The sequence below is a fragment of the Streptomyces sp. NPDC006393 genome (assembly GCF_040628575.1).
Taxonomy (GTDB): Bacteria; Actinomycetota; Actinomycetes; order Streptomycetales; family Streptomycetaceae; genus Streptomyces.
Window position 1 is genome coordinate 1 of sequence record NZ_JBEXZD010000176.1, and the last position, 9,923, is coordinate 9,923.

At 69.8% G+C, this 9,923-nt stretch carries 6 protein-coding genes and 2 pseudogenes; 5 read left to right on the forward strand and 3 right to left on the reverse strand.

Features of this window, described 5'->3' with window-relative positions:
* The coding region (locus ABZ484_RS37385; RefSeq protein WP_358870411.1) for an L-serine ammonia-lyase at positions 1 to 650 on the forward strand (650 nt) is incomplete at its 5' end.
* Positions 651 to 918: 268 nt separating this feature from the next.
* Positions 919 to 1,473, forward strand: a complete 555-nt coding sequence (locus ABZ484_RS37390) for an ATP-binding protein (RefSeq protein ID WP_358870412.1) — start codon at positions 919 to 921, stop codon at positions 1,471 to 1,473.
* Positions 1,474 to 1,732: 259 nt separating this feature from the next.
* Here ABZ484_RS37390 and ABZ484_RS37395 read toward each other — a convergent pair.
* The 3 genes and pseudogenes from ABZ484_RS37395 to ABZ484_RS37405 all read right to left on the reverse strand — a co-directional run bounded on the left by ABZ484_RS37395 (position 1,733) and on the right by ABZ484_RS37405 (position 6,592).
* Positions 1,733 to 2,630, reverse strand: a pseudogene (locus tag ABZ484_RS37395) (hypothetical protein).
* A pseudogene (locus ABZ484_RS37400) lies at positions 2,597 to 3,172 on the reverse strand (M17 family peptidase N-terminal domain-containing protein); the annotation flags it as partial. The pseudogenes ABZ484_RS37395 and ABZ484_RS37400, both read right to left, overlap by 34 nt.
* A gap of 123 nt (positions 3,173 to 3,295) precedes the next feature.
* Positions 3,296 to 6,592, reverse strand: coding sequence for a S8 family serine peptidase (locus ABZ484_RS37405; RefSeq protein ID WP_358870413.1), 3,297 nt, complete (start codon positions 6,590 to 6,592; stop codon positions 3,296 to 3,298).
* Between the two features lie 1,172 nt (positions 6,593 to 7,764).
* Between ABZ484_RS37405 and ABZ484_RS37410 the strand changes: the two genes are divergently transcribed.
* The 3 genes from ABZ484_RS37410 to ABZ484_RS37420 form a co-directional block, all read left to right on the forward strand.
* Positions 7,765 to 7,983 (forward strand): hypothetical protein, encoded by a 219-nt coding sequence (locus tag ABZ484_RS37410; RefSeq protein ID WP_358870414.1) that lies wholly within the window; start codon positions 7,765 to 7,767, stop codon positions 7,981 to 7,983.
* A complete protein-coding gene (locus ABZ484_RS37415) occupies positions 7,983 to 9,017 on the forward strand; it encodes a helix-turn-helix transcriptional regulator (protein WP_358870415.1) in 1,035 nt (344 codons plus the stop codon). Before ABZ484_RS37410 ends, ABZ484_RS37415 begins: the two co-directional genes overlap by 1 nt.
* 288 nt (positions 9,018 to 9,305) lie before the next feature.
* Positions 9,306 to 9,923 (forward strand): alkaline phosphatase family protein (locus ABZ484_RS37420; protein ID WP_358870416.1); only part of this gene is annotated, 618 nt, incomplete at its 3' end.

A 9,923-nucleotide genomic window follows, 5' to 3' on the forward strand; every position in this document is an offset into this window, starting at 1 on the left:
GCCGCGCCCCAGGACTTCACCGATCCCTGGCACAGGTGAGCCCCGGCGAGGACCCGCTGCACATCATGGACCGCGTCGCGCTGCACGCCCTGGCCGTCAACGAGGAGAACGCCGCCGGCGGCCGGGTCGTCACAGCCCCCACCAACGGAGCCGCCGGTGTCATACCCGCGGTCCTGCACTACTACCGCGATGGCATCCCCGGAGCCGACGACGAGGGCATCGTCCGGTTCCTGCTCACCGCGGCCGCCATCGGCAGCCTCATCAAGGAGAACGCCTCCATCTCCGGCGCGGAGGTCGGCTGCCAGGGCGAGGTGGGCTCGGCCTGCGCCATGGCAGCCGCAGGACTCGCAGAACGGCTGGGGGGCACGGCCGGGCAGGTCGAGAACGCCGCGGAAATCGCCCTGGAACACCACCTCGGCATGACCTGCGACCCGGTAGGCGGCCTGGTGCAGATCCCCTGCATCGAACGCAACGCCGTCGCGGCCGTCAAGGCAGTCACCGCCGCCCGCATGGCCGTCAAAGGCAACGGGCAGCACATCGTCTCACTGGACACAGCGATCACCACGATGCGCGAGACCGGCGCCGACATGAGCACCAACTACAAGGAAACCTCCCGCGCAGGCCTCGCCCTCCACGTCATCCAGTGCTGACGGCCGCACATTCCCGGCAACTTCACACGGTCACAGGCAGCCTGCGACCGAAACAGTGCCGGTGAACGGCCGCCCGACACGCTGCCGGGGGCCGTCTCCGCGCTCCGGCCAATCACCGCTTCCTGTGGAGCCGTGCCCGTGCTGCACGTCGACCGGACCTCCCACCGCCCCTGGCCACCTGGCGCCAGCTGCGGCACATGGCCACCGCCGCAGCCCTCCAGCCGATAGGAGTGAGGCACCGCCCCACGCCGCGAGGAGATACCGCCCAATGCACCCTGCTCAGACCTGGTTCACCCTCGAGGCGACCCCGGCCGCAGTCCCCGCAGCGCGCCAACGGATCTCGGCTGAGGTGCGGGGCTGGGGCGTACCGCTTGACGAGGACCTGCGCTGGCGCCTTGAACTGGTGGTGTCGGAGCTTGTCACCAACGCCGTGCTGCACGCGAGCGGTCGGCTGACCGCCTCGATCGCTCTGGATCACGACCTTCTCCTCGTCGAAATCCACGACGGCAGCACTACTGCCCCGCGGCCGCGAACGGCGGGCCCCTGCGACGAAACCGGACGCGGACTCGCGCTCGTCGCAGCCCTGTGTCTGTTCCATGGCAGCGAACTCACAGCCTTCGGCAAGCGCTGCTGGGCTGTCCTCCCACTGCGGTCACACACCGGCACCACCGACGCCACGCCCGGCAGCGACGGTCTCTGCGACTCGGCCCGCTGGACCGTCGCTCCCGCCGGAGCACAGCTGCTTGCACGGCTGTTCGCACCCGAAGAGGACACCACACCACCCAGACCCACTCAGCAGGGTGAAGCCGACCTGGTCGGCTGAGGCCAGGCACCGGAACAAGCCTGGAGCGGATTACAGCAACGACATCCAGTGCGTCGAACACGGACTGGGTGTGTCGGCGGCGGGTGAATCGGCCGTCGTCGAGAGGGTGTCGTTGCTGTAGTCGGTCCTGCAACGCCCTCTGCTGCCAGGGGTGCTTCAGCACGCCCCTCAACCTGAAAGCACCACCCACGGAGCTGACCAGGAAAAGCCGTCCAATGTGCGGTGCTCGCCCGTGGCCGTCAGGGAAAAGGAGCGAACGTCAGATGAGGTCACCCACCGTCGTGAGCTCGGCGAGACGGACGAGCGTGCGCACCGCGCTGCCGGTGCCGCCCTTGGGCGTGTAACCGAACGGGTCGTTCTTGTTGAAGGCGGGGCCGGCGATGTCCAGGTGCGCCCAAGGAGTGCCCTCGCCGATTAACTCGCGCAGGAACAGACCGGCGGTCAGGCCGCCGCCCCATGCGCTCGCCCTTGTTGGCGATGTCGGCGGTGTGGGAGTCCAGACCCTTGCGCAGGTGCTCGGGCAGCGGCATCGGCCAGGACTCCTCGCCGACCTCCTGCGCGGCCTCGTGGACCGTGGTGCGGAACGCGTCGTCGTTGGCCATGATGCCGAAGGTGCGGCTGCCCAGTGCCTGCGACATCGCTCCGGTCAGGGTGGCCACGTCCACGATCGCGTCGGGCTTCTCCTGCGAGGCCGCCCACAGTGCGTCCGCGAGGACCAGCCGGCCCTCGGCGTCGGTGTTGAGGACCTCCACCGTCTTGCCGCTGAACATGCGCAGCACGTCACCGGGACGGACGGCGGAACCGGACGGCATGTTCTCGGCCAGCGCCAGCCAGCCGGTGACGTTGACCTCCAGGCCGAGGCGGGCGGGCGGCGACGACGGCGGCGAACACGGCGGCGGCACCGCTCATGTCGTACTTCATCGTCTCGTTGTGACCGGCGGGCTTGAGATGCCGCCCGAGTCGTAGGTGATGCCCTTGCCGACGAGCGCCAGGTGCTTCTTCGCCTTCGGGCTGGTGTACGACAGCTTCACCAGCCGCGGGGCCGTCGCTGAGTCGGCGCCGACGCCGAGGATGCCGCCGTAGCCGCCCTTGGCCAGCACCTTCTCGTCCAGCACCTGCACCTTCAGGCCGTGCGCCTTGGCCGCGTCCTGCGCCAGGGCGGCGAACGCGGCCGGATTGAGTCGTTCGGCGGCATGTTGATCAGGTCACGGGCGCGGTTGAGCTCCTCGCTGACGGCGGCGGCGCGCTCGATCGCTGCCTTGTACGCCTTGTCGCGGGGCTTGCCGCCGAGCAACACGACCTCGGCCAGCGGTGCCTTGCCGTTGCCTTTGTACGTGTCGAAGGAGTACGCACCGAGCAACGCGCCCTCACCGACGGCGCCGGCGTCGACGGCGTCCTCAAGCAGCAGCGCAAACGCGGCCTTCTTCACTCCGGCCAGCGCACGTGCGGCCACACCGGCGGCCCGGCGCAGCCCTTCGCCGGCGTAGCGACCGTCCTTCTCGGGCTCCGTCCCCAGGCCCACCGCCAGCACGAGCGGCGCCTTGAGACCGGGCGGCGCGGGCAGCTTGGTCACCTCGCCCTCTGCACCGGAGGCACCGAGGGTCTCCAGGACGCCGACGAGCTTGCCGTCGTACGCGGCGTCGACGGCCTCGGCGCCCGGTGCGAGCAGGTCACCAGGGCTGGATGCAGTGCCCTTGGCGACACCGACGACTTCCCTGTGAAAAGTGGTGTGGTCGCGCGGATAGGGCGCGCGGGCGCTCCCCGCTCCTGAAAGGCGGGGGCAGGCGCCCGGACAGCCGCCGCCTCCGCCACCGTGGCGGGCCTACGACACGACCTTCTCGATCGTCATGCTGCCGGTGCCAGCGGCCGTGCCGCGGGCGTTCACCAGTCGCACTTGGCCGAAGAGTTCTCGGCCTTCGGGTGCGGTGCCGGCCGCCGTGACCTTGGCGCTCATCGTCGCCGAGTCACCCGTGCCGAGCCCGACTGGCGCCGAGTCGTCGACCGTGACGGTACCGAGAGTGGTGGAGAAGAACACGTCGCGGTAGTCGTAGCTGGTCGAGCCGGACGGCACCGAGTAGCCCGCGACCTCGATGGTGTAGGTACCGGCGGCCGGTTTGACGATGGAGACCGCCTCCTCGGAGTCGCCGTCGGCGGACTTCGCGACCTGCTTGCCACTCGCGTCGTACACGGCCAGGTCCAGGTCGGCCGACTTGTCGGAGACGCCTCCGATGGCGACGTCCAGGGAGGTGGCGCCCTCGGGTACGACCACCGTGGAGGTCTGCTTCTCGCCCGCCTTGATGGTGGGCCGGGCGGTCTTCGCCGATCCGAGCGGGCCGCCGGCCAGCTTGCCGTCCAGGACGGCGTAGGTGTTCGTGACCTTCCAGGTGGCGGTGACCGGCGTGCCAGCCTTCGCCTCGGGCACGGTCACGGTCTGCGGGTCGAAGTCCGCGCCCAGGACGCTGACGTCCAGCCGGTAGGGGTTGTCGAGCAGCGGCGAGGTGCGGCGCGCCTCGACTTCCACCTCCCACACGCCCGGCTGCGGGTCGGTGTAGGAACGGACTTCGGGCTTGCAGCCGTTGCCGTCATGGTAGTTGTTGTAGCAGTACGGCGTCGAGGTGTTGTCGACCGGGACGCCGTAGGGGTGGATGGAGACGAAGCGGGTCTGGCTCTTGTCCTTCAGGCCGCCGATCGCCACCTCCAGCGACTTGGCGCCCTCGGGCACGGTCAGGAAGTAGGAGCGCGTGCTGTTGCGCTGCACCGAGGACGTGTCGGAGTAGGTGTAGTGGACCGGGTCGGCGACCACGACGGTGGTGAGGACCTGCCGGTCGACGCCGGTGGTGAAGGGGTCGTCGACCTCGAGGATCGCGCTCTTGAGGCCCGCCGAGCGCGGAGCCGCCTGCACCTTCACGGTCACCGGCCGGTTCAGCGGCAGCAGCACGAGCGGCGAGCCGACGACGCGGAAGGTGTGCTCGGCGTTGTTCGCGAAGCGCAGCGTGTGCCACACCGGCCGGTCGGGACCGGAGGTGCGGGTGATCGTGACGTCGTAGGTCTTCTTCTGGCCGGCCTTCAGGCCGCCCTCGCGGTCGTAGAGGCCGGTGCCGAAGCCGGGGGTCTTCAGGGCCTGGTCGAGTGCGGTGTCGACCGGGGCCTTGACCGTGTAGTCGTGGGCGGCGGCGCCGCGGCGGATCGCCTTCCAGGCGTCCACGACGTCGATGCGGCCGGCGCCTTCCTCGTAGGCCTGCACGCCCGGGCTGTGGTGGGCGGTCGAGGTGAGCGCGGTGCGCAGCTTCGCCGGCGTGAGGTCGATGTGCTGCTGCTTGGCGGCGCTCAGCAGCAGCGCCGAGGCGCCGGTGGCCTGCGGCGAGGCCATCGAGGTGCCCTGGAGCATCGAGTAGCCGGCCGGCAGGGAGTAGCCCGCCTCGGCGACCGGGGAGCCCGGCAGCCAGGTCTGGGTGGAGTTGATCGCGGCGCCGGGCGCGACCAGCGTGGGCGTGAAACCGCCGTCCTCACGCGGGCCGCGCGAGGAGAACGGCATCATCGCGTACCCGGTCCGCACGGCCGAGCCGTAGTTCGCGGCCCAGGTCTCCTTGGAGATGCCGGCACCGACCGAGATCACCTTGTCGGCCAGGCCCGGGTCGCCGATGGTGTTGGCGCCGGGGCCGGAGTTGCCCGCGGAGATCACCAGCTGGACGCCGTAGGTGTCGATCAGGCGGGTGTACAGCTCGGCGCGCGCGTTGTTGCCGTCGTTGAGCGCGGGCAGACCGCCGATGGACATGTTGACGATGTCGACGCCGCGGTTGGCGACGAGGTCGATCATGCCCTCGGTGAGCGCCACGTTGGTGCAGCCGCCGCTCCAGGTGCAGGCGCGCGAGGAGACGATCTTCGCGCCGGGCGCCGCGCCGTTCATCTTGCCGCCGAACAGACCGTTGGCGGCGGTGATGCCGGCGACGTGGGTGCCGTGCTCGGACTCGATCACGCCGATGTTGACGAAGTCCGCCTTCTTGCCGGTCCAGGACCCGCCGTAGGGGTCCATCGGCACGTCCTTGCGGATCTGCACGACGAACGGCACCCGCTCGACGACATCGGTCTTCGGGTCGTCGGTACCGAAGTACCCGACCTGGAAACCGTCCTTGTACGGCTTCATCGGGGTGTCGTCGGTGAAGTCGTGGTCGTTGTCCAGGTCGAGCGTGACCGTGCCGGCGGCGGGGTCGTACAGCACGCCCCAGGAGTCGGTGGTGTCGCCGTCCCGGTTCAGGTCGCCCTTCTCGTCGCCGCCGGTGGTGGCGGACTCCTTGAAGGTGCTGATCTCATACGAGCCCGAAGGCGCCGTCCAGGTCGCGCCGCCGTAGGAGAAGCTCGGGCCCGAGACCGCGGTGACCATGGGACGCCAGGTCTGGTCCCCGTCCACGATCGGGTCGGTCGAGGTCACCCAGTCGACGATCTTCCGCCCGCCGGTGGTGGTGCGCTGCAGCGCCGGATGGCCGAGGTCGACGCCGGAGTCGAGGATGCCGATGGTGATGCCGCGGCCGTCCCACGTCGGGTGGTCCTTGACGAAATCGACGGCGCCTGTCTCAAAAGTGGGGTTGTACGGGTTCTTCGCCGGGGTGTTCCTGCCCGGCCCCGGGTACCTGGCCGCGCCCGCTGAGGACTTGGCGCCGTCCGGGGTCGGGTCGTCGAGCGGGATCTCCTGCTTGAGGTCGATGGCGTGCACCGAGGACAGCTTGGCTGCCGCGGCGATGGCTGAGTCGGCCTCAGTGGTCGGGACGGTGGCACGGACGTAGCCGAGCCTGTCGTAGGTACGGCCGACCGAGCCGCCCCTGACCGCGCCCAGCCCCTTGGCGACCTGCTCGGTCTGCCCCGGGACCGTGGCGATCATCATGGTGACGTTCTTGTCACCATCGGCCTTGGCCTCGGCGAGCAGGTCGGCGTCGTCCGAGCCCAGCTTGTCATGCGCGGACTTGACGCCTGGGTCGGCGGCCGTGGCGGGTGGCACGTCCACGGCGAGGGCCAGAGGTATCGGCCCGGCCGCGGTGAGCACGGCCACCACGCAGGCGGCCACGGCTATGCGGGCCAGGCGTCTCGCGCCCGTGAGCCACGGACTATGGAGGTCGGAGGTCATTGGCATCCCTTGTCGCTGAAGGAACCAGGTGAGGTGCGACCGCAATCGATCGGGCCTGTCCGGAAAACGTGAGCCGGACGGCCGATCAGCTTGGCTCAACCGAGGCAGCCTGGGGAGGAGTTGCCCGTGGCGAGATTGAACGCATGGCGCACTTGTGCCATGCGACAGCGAGGATGGAACCGGCAAACCGTCAGTTTCGTTGCAGTCGGCAGAGCTCCGTCCGGTCGCTCACCGGCCTTCCTGCGGCTTGATGCCGACCGACACGCCATGTGCGCGGTTGGTGTGGCGGCCCATCCGTGCGGCGTGCGGAACGGACAGGGTTTGTTGTCCACCGCCGTGCGGAGAACGCGGCGCGCGTGGCGCTGTGCCAGAGGCATGTGTGCGGCGTCCCCTACGGCGTCACCCGCTGCGAGGCCGCAGAGGCCGCCAGGCTGTGCCGTCGAACCGATCACCCTGCTCGGCCTCGGCGTGCCCTCACATGCCGTCAACGCCTGGGTCCGGCGGGCGTTTCCGTGTACGTCGAAGACGCAGGCACTCCCGGCCTGATCGCATGGCCGCCGCCTTCTCACCGACGGCATCCGGCACCCGTCGCCCAGGAGGCAGCACGACGTCCTCTCACTCACAGCCGGCACGGCAACCGAGCGCTGCCGTCTGCGTAGCGCCAAAGCACGATCACGCTCCTGACAGCGGCCCCCTGGAGGACGCCCTTGGCGCGGGCGCGCCTCGCGCTATCCCCTCATACGCCCCCACGGGATCACCCGTCACCCCTTGTGACTATTGAGACACGAGAGGTGTCCAAAGCCCCCGGGGTGTACTCCTCCGGAGGTACAGGACGTGGCGGACCTCCTCGGGAACGACCTGATGTGACTTCCCGCGCCGGACGCGCAGGGTCCGCGTCCAGCAGATGCTGGCACTGCCGCACCGCCCGCGACCGCCTCCACGGCGACAGGCGTCGGCTTCCCTTCAAGCCCGAGGAGACCCCCACCATGCTGTCCTCCGAACTCACCCGTCAGATGCCGCACCGCGAACCAGTGTGGGAGGACCCGGCCGCGTTCCATGCACCGCGCCAGTCGGGAGAAAGCGGCTTCTCCCGCCGGTCGGCTCCTGCCCCTGGGCAGCCCTTCATCCCGTCGGCACCGCGCCCTTCTCACAGCCTGCGCTGGCTCGTGACCATGGCGACCACGACGACCGACGGACGTGCGGGTACGCAGACCTTCGTCGTCGACGCTCCCACATCTCGCGAGGCCCTGGCCGAGGCCCGCGCCCGGCTGCGGACACCGGTTGCGGTTGCGCACCGGCGCGGGGCCGCGATCGATCCCGCGTCCGCGGTGGCGGAGGACTGGCGCAGCTGGGGCCGGGCGCAGGCCGCGGGCTGGGAGGGTACGGGTTGATGCGCCAGGACCCTGCCCCCGGCCTGTGGCCCCGCCCCTCTCACGGCAAGGGCTCCCCGGCGCCGACGCGGCTGTCGGAGCGGCACCTGCGCACCCTGGGGCTGAAAGGACTGGAGGCCAGGACCTACCTCCACCTGCTTGAGTGCGGGCCGGTACCCGTCACGGCGATCGCCGATGCGCTGCATGTCGGGGTGAGCGAGGCCCGCGGTGCGGTAGATCGGCTCGCACAGCGGGGACTGGCGTGCGGCGGGCGGCACGGACAGGACGCGGAGCCGGTCGAGCCCAGTTCCGCGCTCCAGTGCCTGACGCAGGAAAGGACGGTTGACGTGCTGCAGGCCCAGGTGGCTGCCGAGAACGCCTACCGGAACTATCGGCAGCATATGCCGGCAGCTGGGCATGAGGACGCCTTCGAAGTCATCGCGGACGTCCAGATCAGCGAGCGCATCGAGCAGGCAGAACGTTCGGCGCGGCACGAGGTCCTGCGTTTCGTACCGCACCCCGCAGATCACGAGCCGCCGTCCCGATTCGCCACCGCGCTCCTGACCCAGGGCGTGCTCCACCGTGTCGTGTATGCCAAGGCGGCCGTGGAGGACTCCGCCTACTACCGTGAGGCCGTACGGCCCGGTGTCGCGCTGGGGATACAGGCAAGGGTCGTCTCCGCCCTGCCGACGGAGCTGAGGATCTACGACGGCCGCTGCGCCCTACTCGGTCTGACCGCCGGCGCGCGGCGACAGCGGCAGATGCTCATGGTGCGCGAATCTGGGCTCCTCTCTGCCCTCCATGAACTGTTCGAACTCGCCTGGCACAGTGCTTTCCCCATGCACGCCACAGGTCCCTGCCCGCCGCAGCTGACCCCCATGGAACGGCGCATCCTGGAGCTGATGTCGACCGGGATGACCGACGAGCACATCGCCCGACGGCTCGACGTCAGCCGGCGGACCTTGAGCAGATACATGGAGCGGCTTGCACACCGGACGGGTACCACGACGCGCTTCCAGCTGGCACTCGCCGCCTCCCGGCGCGGCTGGCTGTGACAGCCCTCTTCCGGGCCCTTTCACCCCCTGCGCCACCAGAAGGGCGTTCCAGACCGGAGGCAAACCCGGACGGATCCGGCCCACCGCGTCTGACGCAGAATCGCCATTGGCATGCCGGTGTCACACGGCTGTCCGGTGAGGGAGTAGACCAGGCGGACCCTCGCATTCCGGCTGAGCGCATCCACACGGGAACAGCCATGCGCGCCTGCACCGAAGACGCACCTCGGCGCATGGGCGCGGGCCTCGCTGCGCTCACCTGCGAACTCTCGTCTCCCCAGGAGGTTCACCGTGCCGTTTCCACGCCTGGCCACCACACTCCGAAGATCGGCACTGGCCATGATGGCCCCCGGCGCGTTCCTCGGTCTGGTACTCGCCGGCCCGGGCGACCACGCCGCCGCAGCCACCGTCATCCCCCGCTACGACCACGTCGTGGTTGTCCCCTTCGAGAACCACGACTACGGCGACATTCTGGACACCGCGCCGTACTTCAAGTCGCTGGCCGCCCAGGGGGCCCTGTTCACCCAGTCCTTCGGCGTCACCCACCCCAGCCAGCCCAACTACATCAGCCTTTTCTCCGGCTCCCCGCAGGGCATCACCGACGACAGCTGCCCCCACAACTTCACCGGCGGCAACCTGGGTCAGCAGCTCATCGACGCAGGACACACGTTCAAGGCGTACTCCGAAGACCTGCCGAGCGCCGGATACACCGGCTGCAGCAGCGGCGACTACCGGCGCAAGCACGCACCCTGGGCGGACTTCCCCACCGCCGGGGACTCCTCCCACCACCTGCCGTTCTCCAGCTTCCCCACCGACTACACCAAGCTCCCCACGGTCTCCTTCGTCGTACCGAACATGTGCAATGACATGCACGACTGCTCCGTGGGCACCGGCGACAGCTGGCTCAAG